Source organism: Streptomyces sp. VRA16 Mangrove soil, from assembly GCF_017377775.1.
Lineage (GTDB): Bacteria > Actinomycetota > Actinomycetes > Streptomycetales > Streptomycetaceae > Streptomyces.
In genome coordinates, this window is sequence record NZ_JAFVLN010000016.1 from 187,564 (window position 1) to 203,710 (window position 16,147).

Consider the following 16,147-nt stretch of genomic DNA (forward strand, 5'->3'; position numbering starts at 1 on the left):
TCAGGCCCCCTTCGTTCGGTCGTCGTTCCAGGACGCGCCCCAGCTCTGCTGCTGCGCGGGCTCGCCGCTGTGTGCGTGGTACTCGACCGACTCGGCGGTCAGCTGCATGAAGGCCTCTTCGAGGGACGCCTGCTGCGGGCTCAGCTCGTGCAGCACCAGCTGGTGGCTCGCGGCGAGTTCGCCGAGCTGTTCGGGGGAGCCGCCGTCGACCTCCAGGGTGCCGTTGCCGGCCTCGACGACCGTGACGCCGTTCTCGTGCAGCACGTCGAGCAGCCGCTCGCGCTGCGGGGAGCGCAGCCGTACGTAACTGCGTGAGTTCTGCCGGATGAAGTCCGCCATCGACATGTCGGCGAGGAGCCGGCCCTGCCCGATGACGACCAGATGGTCGGCGGTGAGGGCCATCTCGCTCATCAGGTGCGAGGAGACGAAGACCGTGCGCCCGGCCGCCGCCAGGGACTTCATCAGGTTGCGGATCCAGTGGATGCCCTCGGGGTCGAGCCCGTTGACCGGCTCGTCGAACATCAGGATCTGCGGATCGCCGAGGAGCGCGCCCGCGATGCCGAGCCGCTGGCCCATGCCGAGCGAGAACCCCTTGGCCTTCTTCCTGGCCACCGCGGTGAGGCCGACGGTGTCCAGGACCTCGGTCACCCGGCTGCTGGGGATGCCGTTGGACTGGGCGAGGCAGAGGAGGTGGTTGTGGGCGCTGCGGCCGCCGTGCATCGCCTTCGCGTCGAGCAGGGCGCCGATGTACTTCAGCGGGTCCTTCAGCTGGGCGTACTGTTTGCCGTCGATCCGGACGCTGCCCGCGGTGGGGTTGTCGAGGCCGAGCATCATGCGCATCGTCGTCGACTTGCCGGCGCCGTTCGGCCCGAGGAAGCCGGTGACGATGCCGGGCCTGACGCTGAAGGTGAGGTCGTTGACGGCCGTCTTCTCGCCGTAGCGCTTGGTCAGCCCCGATAGCTCGATCATGCGGCCACGCTAAAACGGACAAAAGCCCCCTGCCACTCAGAAGTGGCAGGGGGCTACCGCTGTCTCTACAGTGCGGGTCTGGCGCCGGCTCAGCGGGACTGCTGCGCCGGGACCCCACGGGAGATCGGCTCGTCCTCGACGGGCGCGCCTGCGGCGGCGACCGCGGCACCGGTCAGCGTGGCCAGCATCTCGCGGACGTTGGTCAGCTGCGCGTTGATCGAGTCGCGGCGGTTCGTCAGGGCGGCCAGCTCGCGCTCGGATTCCGAGCGGATGCGGTCGGCCTTGGCGTTCGCGTCGGCCACGATGTCCTCGGCCTGGCGCTGGGCCGTCTCCACCGTCTGGCGGGCGCGGCGCTCGGCGTCCGTGCGGAGCTTCTCGGCCTCCAGGCGGAGCTGCTCGGCGCGGTGCTCGATCTCGGCAAGACGCTTCTCGGCCTTGGCCTGACGCGAGGCCAGGTCGCGCTCCGACTGCTCGCGGCGCTTGGCCAGGTTCGTCTCGAAGTCCGCGGCGGCCTGGGCGGCCTTGGCGCGGGTCTCCTCGAAGAGGGCGTCCGCCTCCTCGCGCTTCGACTGCGCGTCCTTCTGCGCCTCGCTACGCAGCGCCGTGGCCTCGCCCTTGGCCTTCTCGACGATCCGGACGCCCTCGTCCTCGGCCTTGGCCTTGCGCTCGGCGGCGAACGACTCCGCGTCGTTGCGCACCTGCTGGGCCGCCGACTCGGCGAGCTCGCGGTGCTGCTCGGCGGCCCGGCGGGCCTCCTCGCGCAGGTCCTTGGCCTCCTCCTCGGCGAGGCGGAGGATCTTCTCGACGCGCGCGCCGAGACCGGCGTACGACGGCTCCGCGTCGTTCACCTGCGCCTGGGCGTTCTGCGTCTCGAGGTGCAGTTCCTCGATGCGCTTTTCCAGAGCAGTGATACGGGCAAGAGCGCTGTCACGGTCGGAGACGAGCTTGGAAATACGTTCGTCCACCTGCGCGCGGTCGTACCCACGCCGCACAAGCTCGAAGCCGTAGGGGGAAGTGTCGCTCATGGGGTTCCTGTCGAATGAGACCGGTGTGAGGTGATAGAGGGAATCCTAGGGGTCCAAGCGGCGTGTCATCGAGCAGATGCCGGTTTGATCTGGCCTCAGCTCTAGAATGTCCGCCCTTTTGAGTGGCGTAGCGGCAGAGTGCTTGCCAGGAGCGGGGCCAAAGGTCCTTATCAAGCACGACAGTTGGTCTCCTGGCTAGCCCTCGGACCCTTTGCCACCCGAACGTGTGGCCCCTGCCGCGGCGCCGGCCTTGACGCCACCGTCCTTGCCCCCGCCGGACGGCGCCTCAAAAGACTCCAACGCTTCCAGCACGTCCTGGACACGGGAGATCTCGGCATTGATGTCCTCGCGACGCCTGACCAGCACGTCCAGGTCGCGCTGACCCTTTTCGATCATGGAAGCGGCCTCGCGCTCCGCATCCGCCTTGATCTTTTCCGCTTCGCGCGTGAGCCCTGCCTTTTTCTGCTCGGCCTCCTTGAGCAGGCCCTCGGCCTTTTTCACGGCGGCGATACGGACCTTGCCGGCCTCCGAATTGGCGTCGTTCAGCAGGTCCTTGGCCTTGGCCTGGGCCTCGGCGAGCTGCTCCTCCGCGGCCTTGACCAGGGCGTCGCACCGCTCGCCCGCGTTCTTCATCGCCTCCGCGGACTCGCGGCGCGCACGCTCGTGCAGCTCCTCGATCTCGCCCGTGATGCGGTCGCGCAGCTCCTCCGCACGCTCCCTTATCTGCGTCGCGTCCCGACGGGCGCCGACCAGCAGCTCGTCCGCGTCCGTGCGGGCCTTCTCCACCGTCGTGTTGCCCTCGACGGTGGCCTCGGCGACCAGCCGGTCGGCCTCCTTGCGGGCCGCGCCGACCATCGTGTCCGCCTGCGCCTCCGCGTCGGCCGTCGTCTTCTGCGCGGCCTCCTGCGCCTCACGGATCAGCTTGTCGGCCTCGACGGCGGACTCCGTGATGAGCGTGTCGACCTGCTCCGCGGCCTCCGTACGCCGCTTGTTGGCGTCCTTGCGGGCCTCGTCCAGGGTGCGCTCGGCCTCTTCGCGCGCGGCCGTCGTGACGGCGTCCGCCTCCTGCGCGGCCTCCGCCTTGACGCGCTCGGCCTCGGTGCGGATCCGCTCGGCGTGCTGCTGCGCGGAGCCGACCGTCTCGGCCGCCTCGGCCCGCAGCCGCTCGGCGTCGCCCGACGCGTCGGAGATCAGCTTCTCGGCCTTCGCGACGGACTCCGAGCGCAGCCGCTCGACCTCGGCCTGCGTCTCGCTCGTCAGCTGCTCGGCGGCGGCCGTCGACTCGGCCCGCAGCCGCTCGGCCTCCTCGGCGGCGTCGGTGACGAGCTTCTCGGCGGCCGCGGTGGACTCGGCGCGGACCCGCTCCGCCTCCGCGTTCGTCTCCGTCGTCAGGCGCTCGGCCTCCGCGCGCGCCTCGCCGATCAGGGTGTCGGCCTGCGCGGCCGCGTCCGACCGGATGCGGTTGGCGTCCTCGCGGGCCTCGGCGCGGGTGCGCGAGGCGTCCTGGTCGGCGCCCGTGCGCAGGTCGGCGACCTCGGTGCGGACCCGCTGGGCGTGCTCGGACGCCTCGGTGCGCAGCCGCTCCGACTCGGCGATCGCGTCCGCGACCGTGCGCTCGGCGAGCGCCTTGGCGGCCTCCGCCTCGGTCGTGGCCTCACCGCGTACGCGGTTGGCGTCCTCGGTGGCGCGCTCGCGCTCCGCGTAGGCGTCGGAGCGGACCCGGTCGGCCTCCTCCTGCGCCTCCCGCTTCGTGCGGTCCGCGGCGTGCTCGGCGGCGGACCGCAGGCCCGCGATCTCCTCCTGGGCCTGCTCCTGGAGCCCGGCCACGGAGTCGCGCACCTGCTGCGCGGTCTGCTCGGCGGCGGAGACCATCTCGGTCGCACGCCGGTCGGCCTCCTCGACGAGGCGGACCGCCTCGGTCTGCGCCTCCTCGACCCGGGCACGGGCGACGGCGAGGAGCTCCTCGCTCCGCTCGCGGGCCCGCTCGCGCTCCTGGTCGGCCTCCTGGCGGGCGCTGCCGAGCGTCTCCTCGGCCTCGCGGCGCCGACGGGCGGCCTCCTCCTGCGCGGCGGCCAGCGTCTCGGCGGCCTCGGCGGAGATCCGCTCGGCCGCGGTCTGCGCCTCGGCGCGCAGCCGGTCCGCGGACTCCTGCGCCTCGGTCTTGAGCCGCTCGGCCTCGGTCGCCGCCTCGGACCGCAGTCGTACCGCGACGTTCTCCGCCTCGGAGCGGGTCGTCGCGGCGTCGGCTGCGGCCTCGGTGCGCAGCCGCTCGGCCTCCGTCTCGGCCTGCGCCTGCAGCGTCCGTACCCGCTCGGCCGCCTCGGTGCGCAGCCGCTCGCTCTCCTCCGCGGCCTCCCGGCGCTGCCGCTCGGCCTGCGCGCGCGCGTCGTTCAGCGTCGTCTCGGACGCGGTGAGGCGCTCCTCGGCCTCGGTGTGCAGCCGGGTCAGCTCCTGGGCCGCCTCGTCCTGCCGTGCGCTTATGGCCCGCTCGGTCTCGTCCTTGAGGGCCTGCGCGGCGCGCTCCGCCTCGGCCCTGGTCGCCTCGGCCTGCTCCTCGGCCTCGGCGCGGTGCCGGTCGGCCTCGGCGCGGGTGCGCTCCAGGGTCTCCTCGGCCTGCTTGCGCAAGCTGGTGGCGCGCTCGATGGCCTCGGTGCGGACCCGCTCGGACTCCGTGGTCGCGGCGGAGCGCAGCTCGTCCGCGTCGGCCTTCGCCTTGGCGAGCAACTGCTCGGCGGTCCTGGCCGCCTCCTCGATCTGCTGGACGGCCTCGCGGCGGGCCTCGGCCCGGATCCGCTCGCCCTCCTCGACGGCCTCGGCCCGCAGCTGCTCGGCCTCGCCGCGCAGCCGCCTGGCCTCCTCCTGCAGCTCGACCGTCTTGGCCCGGTACTCCTTGGTGTCGTCCTTGGCCGCGCCCTTGAGCTGCTCGGCCAGGTCGTGCGCCTCGGCGCGCAGCCGGTCCGCCTCGGCCTCGGCCTCGGCGCGGATCCGCTCGGCCTCCTCGGCGGCGGCCTTCGTCGTCGACTTCGCTTCCTCGGACGCCTTGTTGAGGACGTCCTCGGCGGTGCGGGCGGCCTTCGCGAGCTCGCCCGCGGTCTCCTCAGCGGTGACCGTACGGGCCTTCTCCTTGGCCTGCGCGATCAGCTGCTCGGCCTCGGCCCTGGCGTCGGCGACGGTCTGCTCCGCCTCGGCCTTGGTGGCCTCGGCCTCCTTCGTCGCCTCGGCGACCAGGCGGGCGACCTGCTCCTTGGCGGTACGGGTGCGCTGCTCGTTGGCCGACTCGGCGCTCGACAGCTGCTTGGCCGCGGCGTCCTTCGCCTCGGCCAGCACCTTCTCGGCCTCGGTGCGGGCCTCGCGCAGCGCGGTGTCCGCCTCGGCGATCTTCTGCTCGGCGGCGCGGCTCAGCTCGCCGGCCTGCCGGCGCGCGGCGTCCGACTCGGCCGACGTCGACGTACGCAGCTGCTCGGCGTGCTCGGTGGCCTCCTGGGCCTGCGCCGATGCCGCGTTGAGCAGTCGCTCCGCGTCCTGGCGGGCGCGGGCGAGCAGCGCCTGGGCCTCGGCGCGCGCGGTCTCCGCCTCGCTGGTCAGCCGCTGGCGGGCCTCGGCGGCGACCCGCTCGGCCTCGGCGCGGGCGGCGGCGAGGGCCTGGTCGGCCTCGGCGCGCGACTCGTCGAGCAGCCGGCGGGCCTGCTGCTCGGTGCGGGCGCGCAGCTGCTCGGCCCACTGCACGTTCTCGTTGACGTGCGTCTCGACCGTGCGGCGGCGCTCGGCCAGCTCCTGGTCGAGCTGCTGCCTGCGGTTGACCGCCTCGGTGTGCAGCTCGGACTGGAGCCGGGCCTGCTGCTCGGCGTGCTCCTGGAGGATGCGCTGCGTCTGGGCGCGGGCGTCGCGCAGCTCGCGCTCGGCGTCCGAGCGCAGCTGGTCGGCCTGGATCTGGGCATTACGGAGCAACTGCTCGGCCTGATAGCCGATGTCAGCCCCGTCATAGGCAGGCCGGGACGCGAGGCTGCGGCGCGCCTCGTGCAGCTTGGCGCGCAGCACCTCCACCTGGTATCCCAGGTCCTCGGCGTGCTGGACGGCCTTCTCCCGCTCGGTCTTCAGCCGATCCATCTCGGCCTCGAACCGCGAGAGATGGTCGGTCTCAGCCGGCCGCCGGCCGTCCTGGCTCTCGTAGCCCCGCACTGCGCGGTCCCATCCGTCCCCTGGTCGCAAGTACTTCCTTACGAGCTCCGTCCATACGCCGAACGGGGCCCCCGGGGAATGGTGTCAGATCGACAGCGGATGCGCAGTCGGCGCTTCGGGCTCACGCACTTCAGCCCTGCTGCCCCGACCCTCGTCCCCCGATACCCGGACCCCGGCCCACGACTGTCCACCGGTGGCGGCAGTCGCCCCCCAACCCTACCGGCCCGAGTATGTGGAGGTCAGTGCTCCACCGACTCCTGGGGTGCGGAGGTGACCAGTTCGGTCAGTACGCCGTGACAGTCCTTGGGGTGCAGGAACGTGATGCGCGATCCCATCGAGCCCCGTCGCGGCTCGTCGTACAGGACGCGTACGCCCTTGCCCCTGATGGCGTCCGCGTCCGCGTCGACGTCGGCCGTACCGAAGGCGATGTGGTGCACGCCCTCACCGTTCTTGGCCAGCCATTTGCCGACCGCGCTGTCCTCGCGGGTCGGTTCCAGGAGCTGGAGATAGGAGGCGCCGCCGTCGGACGTCTCGTTGATCTTGAGCATGGCTTCGCGCACGCCCTGTTCTTCGTTGACCTCGGTGTGGAACACCTCGAAGCCGTACGTGGCCCGGTAGAACTCGACGGTCGCGTCGAGGTCGTGGCAGGCGATCCCGATGTGGTCGATTCGCGTCAGCATGCTGTAAGTGCAGCGCGGCTCAGCGCGGTTACGCAACGTGCGCGCGATCACATTCACTGGCCGATGACGTCCGGCGTACCGCTCAGTACATTCGAGTAAACCCTCGTTCACTTCTCATCTCCAAGGGGCCGTGCCTCATGTCTGGAACGACCACGCGTGAATCAAATGCAGCCACCTCAGTGATCGTCGCGGGCGCCCGGACGCCCATGGGCCGCCTCCTCGGCTCCCTCAAATCCTTCTCCGGAGCCGACCTCGGCGGCTTCGCGATCAAGGCCGCCCTCGACCGTGCGGGGATCGGTGGCGACCAGGTGCAGTACGTGATCATGGGCCAGGTGCTGCAGGCCGGGGCAGGGCAGATCCCGGCACGTCAGGCCGCGGTCAAGGCGGGCATCCCGATGAACGTCCCGGCGCTCACCATCAACAAGGTGTGCCTCTCGGGGCTCGACGCGATCGCCCTCGCCGACCAGCTGATCCGCGCCGGCGAGTTCGACATCGTGGTCGCGGGCGGCCAGGAGTCGATGACGAACGCCCCGCACCTGCTCCCCAAGTCCCGCGAGGGCTACAAGTACGGCGCGGTGCAGATGCTCGACGCGATGGCCTACGACGGTCTGACCGACGCCTTCGAGAACATCCCGATGGGCGAGTCGACGGAGAACCACAACACGCGCCTGGGCATCGCCCGTCCCGAGCAGGACGAGATCGCCGCCCTGTCGCACCAGCGCGCCGCCGCCGCGCAGAAGAACGGCCTGTTCGAGGCCGAGATCACGCCCGTCGAGATCCCGCAGCGCAAGGGCGACGCGGTCCTGTTCAGCAAGGACGAGGGCATCCGTGCGGAGACGACCGCCGAGTCCCTCGGCAAGCTCCGCCCGGCCTTCGCCAAGGACGGCACGATCACCGCCGGCACCTCTTCGCAGATCTCGGACGGCGCCGCCGCCGTGGTCGTCATGAGCAAGGCCAAGGCCGAGGAGCTGGGCCTGGACTGGATCGCCGAGATCGGCGCGCACGGCAACGTGGCGGGCCCGGACAACTCGCTCCAGTCGCAGCCGTCGAACGCCATCCAGCACGCCCTGAAGAAGGAGGGCCTGGGCGTGGCGGACCTCGACCTCATCGAGATCAACGAGGCCTTCGCGGCGGTCGCCGTGCAGTCAATGAAGGACCTCGGCGTGTCCTCGGAAAAGGTGAACGTCAACGGCGGCGCCATTGCCCTGGGTCACCCGATCGGGATGTCCGGCGCCCGTATCGTGCTGCACCTCGCGCTGGAGCTGAAGCGCCGCGGCGGCGGGGTCGGCGCGGCCGCGCTGTGCGGTGGCGGCGGCCAGGGTGACGCGCTCATCGTGCGGGTACCCAAGGCGTAACCCCTTTTCAGGCACGTACGAGAAGCCACGTACGGGAACTGGTGAACGGAGCTGTGATGCAGGACGTCCCCACGCTGGTCGCCCAGGCGAGGGAGGGCAGGCCGCGGGCCGTGGCCCGGCTGATCTCGCTGGTGGAGGGGGCGTCCCCGCAGCTGCGCGAGGTCATGGCGGCGCTCGCACCGCTGACCGGGAACGCGTACGTGGTCGGGCTCACCGGATCGCCGGGCGTCGGCAAGTCGACGTCGACGTCGGCGCTGGTGAGCGCGTACCGGCGGGCCGGGAAGCGGGTGGGCGTGCTGGCCGTCGACCCGTCGTCGCCGTTCAGCGGCGGCGCGCTGCTCGGTGACCGGGTGCGGATGTCGGAGCACGCCTCCGACCCCGGCGTCTACATCCGCTCGATGGCCACGCGCGGGCACCTCGGCGGTCTGGCCTGGGCCGCGCCGCAGGCGATCCGGGTGCTCGACGCGGCCGGGTGCGACGTCGTCCTCGTCGAGACGGTCGGTGTCGGTCAGTCCGAGGTCGAGATCGCCTCGCAGGCCGATACGAGCGTGGTGCTCCTCGCGCCCGGGATGGGCGACGGGATCCAGGCCGCCAAGGCCGGGATCCTGGAGATCGGTGACGTGTACGTCGTCAACAAGGCCGACCGGGACGGGGCCGACGCCACCGCGCGTGAGCTCAACCACATGCTGGGGCTCGGCGAGTCGCGTGCCGCCGGTGACTGGCGGCCGCCCATCGTGAAGACCGTCGCGGCGCGGGGCGAGGGCGTGGACGAGGTCGTCGAGGCGCTGGAGAAGCACCGGGCCTGGATGGAGGAGCGGGGGGTGCTGGCCGAGCGGCGTGCGGCGCGGGCCGCGCGCGAGGTCGAGACGATCGCGGTGACCGCGCTGCGGGAGCGGATCGGTGACCTTTCGGGAGACCGGCGTCTTGGGGTCCTGGCCGAGCGCATCGTGGCCGGAGAGCTTGATCCTTACCGGGCCGCGGATGAACTCGTCGAGGGGCTCACTCGGGGCTGACGCGCCCTTTCGCCGTAGGGCCGCATCCGGCGCTCACGGCTGCGCCCCGTCGGCCCGCCCTCACGCAGCTTCCCCAGGGGCGCGGGGCTGTGTCGATCTGCGGTTCCGCCGATGGTGGTCGTGCCCCGTAGGGGCGCGGGGAACTGCGCGACCAGCCCCCACCGGGCCTGCACTCGGCGGTGGTGCGCCCGGGACCGAGCTGGAGGCCGGTTGGAGCGCTCGCCCCGCGCCGGGGTGCCGCCTTGCCCACCCTGCCGCCCATGGCGGCAGATTGCCCAAGGCGGCGCGGCAGCCGGCCGGGGCGGGAAAGCCCCGGGCGGCAGATTGCCCAAGGCGGCCGTGGCGGGCGGCAAATGACCTGCGGCGGCGCGGCAGCCGGCCGGGGCGGGAAGGCCCCAGGCGGCAGATTGCTCAGGGCGGGGGCGACCGGCGGCCGGGGCGGGAAGGCCCCAAGGCGGGGTAGGGCGCCGCAGGTGACGGTGGGGGTCAGTCGTCGTCGGGTGTCGTGGAGGGCCGGTCCAAGGTCACCGCTCCCGACCGGAGGTCCACGTTCCAGTCCTGCTGCGTCCCGTTCGACGACGTCGTCTCGACCTCCCAGACCGTCACCGAACCGTCGTCATCGGCGTCCACCGAGGTCACGGTCCCCTTCGCGGACACGGCCCGCGCCGCGTCCGAGGCCGACGTCGAGGCACCCTTCAGCGCGGCAGCGACCCGCGCGGGGTCGTCGTCCTCGTCCCGGTCCACATGCGAGCCGAGCACCTTCCCCGTGCCCGGGTCCACCTCGACGTGATGCCATGCCGTGGCGCCGGAGCCGATCACGTCGACGTCCCAGACCAGGCGGCCGTCGTCGGAGTCCAGGTCCGCGCCGGTCACCACACCCGGGGTGTGCTTCAGGGCGGCGGCGATCGCCTCCTCGGCGCCGATCGTCGCGCCCTTGGCCTCCGCGGCGTTCTCCTGGGCGTCACCGACACCGTCGTCCTTGACCGAGACGCTCGACTTCGACGCCGCCGAGGAGTCGTCGTCGCCGGAGACGGCGACCGCCGTGGCGGCGCCCCCGCCGATCAGGGCGACGGCGGCGATGGCGGAGATGAGGGTCGTACGGCGCTTCATGGGGTCCGTCCCTTCGTGGTGACCGAGGTGACCGGTTGGTCCTCGACGGGAACCACGCTGCCCGAGGGATCCTGAAGCCTTGCTGAAGCAACCTGAAGAAGGCTTCAGGAACCATCTGCGACCCTGAACGCCATGCGTTTGTTGATCGTCGAAGACGAGAAGCGCCTCGCCCTTTCGCTCGCCAAGGGACTCACCGCCGAGGGCTACGCCGTCGACGTGGTCCACGACGGGCTCGACGGGCTGCACCGCGCGAGCGAGTCACCGTACGACCTGATCGTCCTCGACATCATGCTGCCCGGCATGAACGGCTACCGGGTCTGTGCCGCCCTGCGCGCCGCGGGGAACGACGTGCCGATCCTGATGCTCACCGCGAAGGACGGCGAGTACGACGAGGCCGAGGGGCTGGACACCGGCGCCGACGACTACCTCACCAAACCGTTCTCGTACGTCGTGCTCGTCGCCCGCGTCAAAGCGCTGCTGCGGCGGCGCGGCAGCGCGGGCCGTGCCAACCCCGTGCACACCGCCGGCCCGTACGCGGTCGACACCGCCGCCCGCCGCGTCAGCCACGCCGAGCACGGTGAAGTCCCGCTCACGGCGAAGGAGTTCGCCGTGCTGGAGCAGCTCGTCGTGCGGGCCGGTGAGGTGGTGTCGAAGGCCGACATCCTTGAGCACGTGTGGGACTTCGCCTACGAGGGCGACCCGAACATCGTCGAGGTCTATGTCAGCGCCCTGCGCCGCAAACTCGACGCCTCCCTGATCCGGACCGTGCGCGGCGCCGGATACCGCCTGGAGGCCCCGCGATGAGCGTCCGCGCCCGCGCCGCGCTCGCCGCCACCCTCGTCGTCGCCGTCGCGCTCGTCGCGGCCGGCGCCGCGGTGCTGCTCGCCCTGCGCGGCAACCTCACCCAACAGGCCGGGTCGGCCGCCGACTCCGCCGCGCGCCGGGTCGCCACGTCGCTGGCCACCGCCGCCGCGCCCGCCGACCTCGACCTGGACGACGACGACCAGCCGGTCCAAGTCGTCGACGAGGACGGGAGGTTGCTCGCCGCCTCCGACGACCTGGAGCGGATCAGCGGCACCGGGACCGGTGCCGTCAAGCCCGTCCCGGTGCAACGCGACGACGACCGGGGAGACGACGACCGGGGCAGCGGCAAGGTCTCCGACTCCACCGGCCACCGCGACGGCAGCGCCACCGTGGACGGCGACAGCGCCGACTACCGGTTCGCCGTCGTCGAGGTCGAGGACACCGCGTACGGAGACCTCACCGTGTACGCGGGCGCCTCGCTGTCGGCCGAACAGAGCGCGGTGACAACGGCGTTGACCGCGATGGTGATCGGGCTGCCGGTGCTGCTCGTGGTCGTCGGCTCGGTCACGTACCTGGTCACGCGGCGCGCGCTGCGGCCCGTCGAGGGCATCCGTGCCGAGATGGCCGCCATCACCGCCTCGCAGGACCTGGGGCGCCGGGTGCCGCAGCCGGACTCCCGTGACGAGGTGGCCCGGCTCGCCGCGACCACCAACGAGACCCTGGCCGCCCTGGAGGAGTCGGTCGAGCGGCAGCGGCGGTTCGTCGCCGACGCCTCGCACGAGCTGCGCAGCCCCATCGCCTCGCTGCGCACCCAGCTCGAAGTCGGCTTCGCCCACCCGGAGTTGCTCGATGTGGAGGGCGCCGTCGAGGACACCGTGCGGCTCCAGGAGCTCGCCGCCGACCTGCTGCTGCTCGCCCGGCTGGACGCGGGCGAGCGGCCCGGCGCCGCCACGGTGGATCTCGCGGCGCTGGTACGCGAGGAGCTGTCCCAGCGGACCGGCGACCGGCTCCCCGTGACCACGGAGACCGGCGGCGCGGTCCAGGTCACCGGATCCCGCGGCCAGTTGGCCCGGATCCTGGGCAATCTCGTCGACAACGCGCAGCGTCACGCCCGTACCGGCGTCCGGGTCACGGTCGCCGCCGAGGGCGGCCGCGCGGTGCTCACCGTCGCCGACGACGGGGACGGGGTCCCCGAGCCGGAGCGGGAGCGGATCTTCGAGCGCTTCGTCCGGCTCGACGACGCGCGCTCCCGGGACGGCGGCGGGGCCGGTCTCGGCCTCGCCATCGCCCGGGACGTGGCGGCGCGGCACGGCGGCACGCTCACCGTGCGCACCGCGCCGCAGGGCGGCGCCCTGTTCGAGCTCGGACTGCCGGCGGCCGGATAGCCGCGTCCACGGGGGAGGTCGGCGGTCCTCCGCGGGCGCTGCTGCTCAGGTGTTCGCAGGTGTCACGGTTTGCCGCGCTGCGAACGCAAGTGCTCGGCGATGGGCGCGAGCGCCTTGTGGAGGTCGCTCAGCTCCTGCGGCGAGACAAGATCCACGAAGTGCTGCCGCACGGACGCCACGTGGTACGGGGCGACCTTCCTCATGGTCTCCAGGCCGAAGTCGGTGAGGACGGTGTACAGGCCGCGCCGGTCGGACTCGCAGTTCTCGCGGCGCACCAGGCCGGCGTTCTCCATGCGGGTGATCTGGTGCGAGAGGCGGCTCTTGGACTGCAGGGTCGCCGCAGCAAGGTCGCTCATCCGCATCCGGTGGTCATCCGCCTCGGAGAGGTTCACCAGAATCTCGTAGTCGTTCATCGTCAGGCCGAAGGGCTGAAGGTCTTTCTCCAGCTGGTAGTTCAGCAGCCTGTTGACCTCCAGGTGGGTGCGCCAGGCGCACTGTTCCTCGTCGGTCAGCCACCGCGTGGCCGTCTCGGTCTCCATGAAATCGATTCTACCTAAGAAGTTGAAAGGCGAACGAACGTGGGGGATGTGACATTGAGCCGAACGCCGTACGGAAAAGGGTCAGGCGTTCGACGTCACACTCCGCAGACTACCGCTCACAGCCCGAAGCGACGCTGGAGGTCTCCCAGCTGTCCGGGAAGACGCGGCGCCGGTGGCTGACCTGTGCCGGGTCCTTGGCTACTGCCCGGTACACCCGCCTGGTGAGGTACGTCACCCGTGGCGGTCTCCGGCATCAGCGCCTCGCTGGACTGCAGCAGAACCGTGCCCGCGCCCACGAACTCGAACTGGTGCTCCTCGCCACTGACCCCGCCGATGCCCGTCATCGCACGTAGACCGCCGATGACACCTGTCAGGTAGCCATGGTCGTAATGGTGACAAGGTGACGGACAGTCAGCCCAGCCGACGAGCGCCTGTGGATCTACGCGGATAGGCGGTTCCATGAACACCACGGGCCCGTTCGAAGCGGCGACGAATTTGCCGGTGCCAATGAGTGTGAGGAAGCCGGGCACGATGGACTGCTTCAGCGCGAGACTTGGCTGAAAAGCGAGCAGATTGCCCGCGCGGATCGTGAGGTTGCCGTCGTCCAGGTCGTAGGAGTTCACGTCGAAGGCCCGGTCGGCGAGGAGCATCTTGCCGCTGCCCTCCGCCACCACCCAGTCGCTCGCGTGCAGCGGCGAGTGGAACGACGTGCGGATCAGCCGGTCGAGCCGGCCGTGCCCGATGCCGTTGAACTCCATGCGCCCGTAGTAGGCGATCATCTTGCCCTTCTGCAGGAACCACTGGCTGCTCTTGAGTTCCACGCAGAAGGTGTACGCGTTGACGTTGTCGTCGACCGGCAGCGTCCTGGGGTCGTACACGACGGGCCCGCTCACAGCTTCTCCTCCGACGCCTGGACGTACACCGCACCGCTCCCGCTCAGCTCCAGCTGGAACGCCTCGCCGCTGCCGCGGCCCACCATGTCCCGCCAGCCGAGCGCCGACGACAGCTTGTTGCGTACGTCGCCGTGGTGGGCGACGTACGCCTGCGGGTCCACGTGCACCGGGTTGTTCGGCGTGATGGGCACCTCGATGACACCGCCGTGCGCCATCACGGCCACCGATCCGTGCCCCTTGAGCGTCGTCGTGAACAGGCCCTGCCCGGTCGCCTGCCCACGCACCAGGCCCATCACCCCGCCCTGCGAGCCCAAGAACATCGTGCCCTGCTGCAGCGTCCCGTCGAAGGCGAGCAGCCGGTCGGCCTCCACGTACAGGGTGTCGCCGGCCAGCGTGATCACCTGCACATGGTGGCCGCCGTGGCCGAACAGCACCGTCCCGCTGCCCTCGACGCTCATCAGCGGCGTCGCCTCGTTGGCCACCCGCCGCCCGATCATCGACATCAGCCCCCCTTGCCCGCCCTGCATGTTGGGCGTGAAGGAGACCTCTCCCTTGTACGCGAGCATCGCGCCGCGCTGGCTGTAGAGCCGCTGCCCCGGCACGACGGTCGCCTCGATCATCTTCGAGTTGATCTCACGGAACCCCATGTCACACGTCCCCCGCGATCGTGTTCCGCTCACTGGGCTGTACGTAGACGAGCCCGTCGCCCTCGAAGCGGATCTGGAACGCCTCGCCGCCGCCCTCCCCGAAGAACGTACGGAAGGTGACGCCCGACTGGAACGACTGCCGCAGATTCCCCTGGTGCGCGACGTACGCGCCCGGGTCCACGGTCAGCGGGTAGTCGCGGCTCACCCGCAGCACCACCGCCGGGCCGTCGCTCATGATCGCCGCCTGCCCGTGCCCCTCGACGGTCGTCGTGAACAGGCCGTTGCCCTGGGAGGCGCCGCGCATGCCGGTGAAGCTGGTGCCGGTGCGCAGCCCCGCGTCCGTGCACAGCAGATTGCTCGACTCGACGTACAGCTTGTCGCCGCCCAGATTCACCAGGTTGATCTCGCTGGCCCGGTCCGCGAACCAGCAGGTGCCCTGGCCCTTCACCTCCATCACGACCATCTGCTCGCCGGTGAGCCGACGCGTGACCATCCCCCGTATCCCCTCGCCACCCCCGCTCAGCTTCTTGAACGCCATACGGCCGTCGTACGCGACCATCGACCCGTTCTTCGCCTTGACGCTGTCGCCCGTCATGTCGACGGCGAGCATCTTGCTGCCCTGCAGCCGGAACGTTGCCACGAGGTCGAAGGTAGCGGGGCGGGGGAGGGCGCCGACAGGGCTCGAACAGGGCGGTGCCACAATGGAGAGCGCTTGTGCGTACGTTCACAAGATCGACGCACGAGCCGACGAACGCCTCGTTCGACGCTTCCTCCGACTCCTCGAAGGTGCCCCTGTGGACATCAAGACCGCCTCCGCCATCCGCCGACTCCGCCTCGTCTCCGCCCCTGAGGCCGTCTCCTTCATCCTGCTGCTGGTCTGCTCGGTGCTGAAGCGGACGACGGACTTCAACGCGGTGCCCGTCATGGGCATGGTGCACGGCGTTCTCTTCGTCCTGTACGTGATCTTCTGGCTGGACGCCTGGAACCGCGCGAAGTGGAGCTTCGGCCGCGGCGCGCTCTACTTCGTCCTCTCCGTCCTGCCCACCGGCGGCTTCTTCGCCGAGCGCAAGCTGAAGCGGGAGGCCGAGAAGGCCGTGGACGCCGTGATCGCGTCCCGCGCCCGCAAGGAAGGAATCGTCAACGCATGATCGTCGCCTTTTCCGTGACGCCGCTCGGGGTCGGTGAGGACGTGGGGGAGTACGTCGCCGACGCGGTCCGTGTCGTGCGGGAGTCGGGGCTTCCGAACCGTACCGACGCCATGTTCACCTCGGTCGAGGGTGAGTGGGACGAGGTCATGGACGTGGTCAGGCGCGCCGTGGCCGTCGTCGAGGAGCGGGCCCCCCGAGTCTCGCTGGTGCTGAAGGCGGACATCCGCCCCGGCGTCGTCGACGGTCTGACGTCGAAGGTCGCGACCGTGGAGCGGCACCTCGCCGAGTAGGTCATCCGCACACCGGCACCACCCGCGCCCCTGAAGCGAGTTCCGCTCGCTCAGGGGCGCGTTGGTGTGACGGCGTCCGTATACCTCACTCTTACGCCTCTTCCGGTTCG

15 protein-coding genes are annotated in these 16,147 nt (G+C 71.3%); 6 read left to right on the plus strand and 9 right to left on the minus strand.

Features of this window, described 5'->3' with window-relative positions; genetic code table 11:
- The 4 genes from J3486_RS34015 to mce form a co-directional block, all read right to left on the minus strand.
- On the minus strand, positions 1-969 hold the full coding sequence (locus tag J3486_RS34015; RefSeq protein ID WP_207827498.1) for an ABC transporter ATP-binding protein: 969 nt from the start codon (positions 967-969) through the stop codon (positions 1-3).
- 89 nt (positions 970-1,058) lie between these two features.
- Entirely contained in the window at positions 1,059-1,994 is a 936-nt protein-coding gene (locus J3486_RS34020) for a cellulose-binding protein (RefSeq protein ID WP_207827500.1), read from the minus strand.
- A gap of 195 nt (positions 1,995-2,189) precedes the next feature.
- Positions 2,190-6,173, minus strand: a complete 3,984-nt coding sequence (gene scy / locus J3486_RS34025; RefSeq protein WP_207827502.1) for a polarized growth protein Scy — start codon at positions 6,171-6,173, stop codon at positions 2,190-2,192.
- Positions 6,174-6,412: 239 nt separating this feature from the next.
- Positions 6,413-6,853, minus strand: coding sequence for a methylmalonyl-CoA epimerase (mce, locus tag J3486_RS34030; RefSeq protein WP_207827504.1), 441 nt, complete (start codon positions 6,851-6,853; stop codon positions 6,413-6,415).
- A gap of 137 nt (positions 6,854-6,990) precedes the next feature.
- Between mce and J3486_RS34035 the strand changes: the two genes are divergently transcribed.
- Complete coding sequence (locus tag J3486_RS34035; protein WP_207827506.1) at positions 6,991-8,208, plus strand: acetyl-CoA C-acetyltransferase; 1,218 nt, start codon at positions 6,991-6,993, stop codon at positions 8,206-8,208.
- A 56-nt stretch (positions 8,209-8,264) separates the two neighbouring features.
- Positions 8,265-9,221, plus strand: coding sequence for a methylmalonyl Co-A mutase-associated GTPase MeaB (meaB, locus tag J3486_RS34040; protein WP_207827508.1), 957 nt, complete (start codon positions 8,265-8,267; stop codon positions 9,219-9,221).
- 486 nt (positions 9,222-9,707) lie between these two features.
- On the opposite strand, the gene J3486_RS34045 is transcribed toward meaB, so the two are convergent.
- The gene (locus tag J3486_RS34045) at positions 9,708-10,331 is read right to left on the minus strand and encodes a PepSY domain-containing protein (protein ID WP_207827511.1); all 624 of its coding nucleotides are present in this window, start codon (positions 10,329-10,331) and stop codon (positions 9,708-9,710) included.
- Between the two features lie 132 nt (positions 10,332-10,463).
- Between J3486_RS34045 and J3486_RS34050 the strand changes: the two genes are divergently transcribed.
- Positions 10,464-11,135 (plus strand): response regulator transcription factor, encoded by a 672-nt coding sequence (locus J3486_RS34050; protein WP_207827513.1) that lies wholly within the window; start codon positions 10,464-10,466, stop codon positions 11,133-11,135.
- The gene (locus J3486_RS34055; protein WP_207827515.1) at positions 11,132-12,520 is read left to right on the plus strand and encodes a HAMP domain-containing sensor histidine kinase; all 1,389 of its coding nucleotides are present in this window, start codon (positions 11,132-11,134) and stop codon (positions 12,518-12,520) included. The genes J3486_RS34050 and J3486_RS34055 overlap by 4 nt, the downstream gene beginning before the upstream one ends.
- Positions 12,521-12,582: 62 nt before the next feature.
- Here the strand turns inward: J3486_RS34055 and J3486_RS34060 are convergent, their stop codons facing one another.
- From J3486_RS34060 to J3486_RS34075, 4 genes are all read right to left on the minus strand, one after another.
- Entirely contained in the window at positions 12,583-13,059 is a 477-nt protein-coding gene (locus tag J3486_RS34060; protein ID WP_207827518.1) for a MarR family winged helix-turn-helix transcriptional regulator, read from the minus strand.
- A gap of 116 nt (positions 13,060-13,175) precedes the next feature.
- Entirely contained in the window at positions 13,176-13,952 is a 777-nt protein-coding gene (locus tag J3486_RS34065) for an AIM24 family protein (protein ID WP_207827520.1), read from the minus strand.
- Complete coding sequence (locus J3486_RS34070; RefSeq protein WP_207827522.1) at positions 13,949-14,599, minus strand: AIM24 family protein; 651 nt, start codon at positions 14,597-14,599, stop codon at positions 13,949-13,951. The genes J3486_RS34065 and J3486_RS34070 overlap by 4 nt, the downstream gene beginning before the upstream one ends.
- Position 14,600: 1 nt before the next feature.
- Positions 14,601-15,239: an AIM24 family protein gene (locus tag J3486_RS34075; protein WP_207827524.1), complete on the minus strand. Its 639-nt coding sequence runs from the start codon at positions 15,237-15,239 to the stop codon at positions 14,601-14,603.
- A 154-nt stretch (positions 15,240-15,393) separates the two neighbouring features.
- On the opposite strand from J3486_RS34075, the gene J3486_RS34080 reads away from it, so the two are divergent.
- Together J3486_RS34080 and J3486_RS34085 are read left to right on the plus strand one after the other, a co-directional pair.
- A complete protein-coding gene (locus J3486_RS34080; RefSeq protein ID WP_207827526.1) occupies positions 15,394-15,747 on the plus strand; it encodes a DUF3817 domain-containing protein in 354 nt (117 codons plus the stop codon).
- On the plus strand, positions 15,744-16,037 hold the full coding sequence (locus J3486_RS34085; protein WP_207827528.1) for an MTH1187 family thiamine-binding protein: 294 nt from the start codon (positions 15,744-15,746) through the stop codon (positions 16,035-16,037). The genes J3486_RS34080 and J3486_RS34085 overlap by 4 nt, the downstream gene beginning before the upstream one ends.
- Positions 16,038-16,147: the final 110 nt, after the last annotated feature.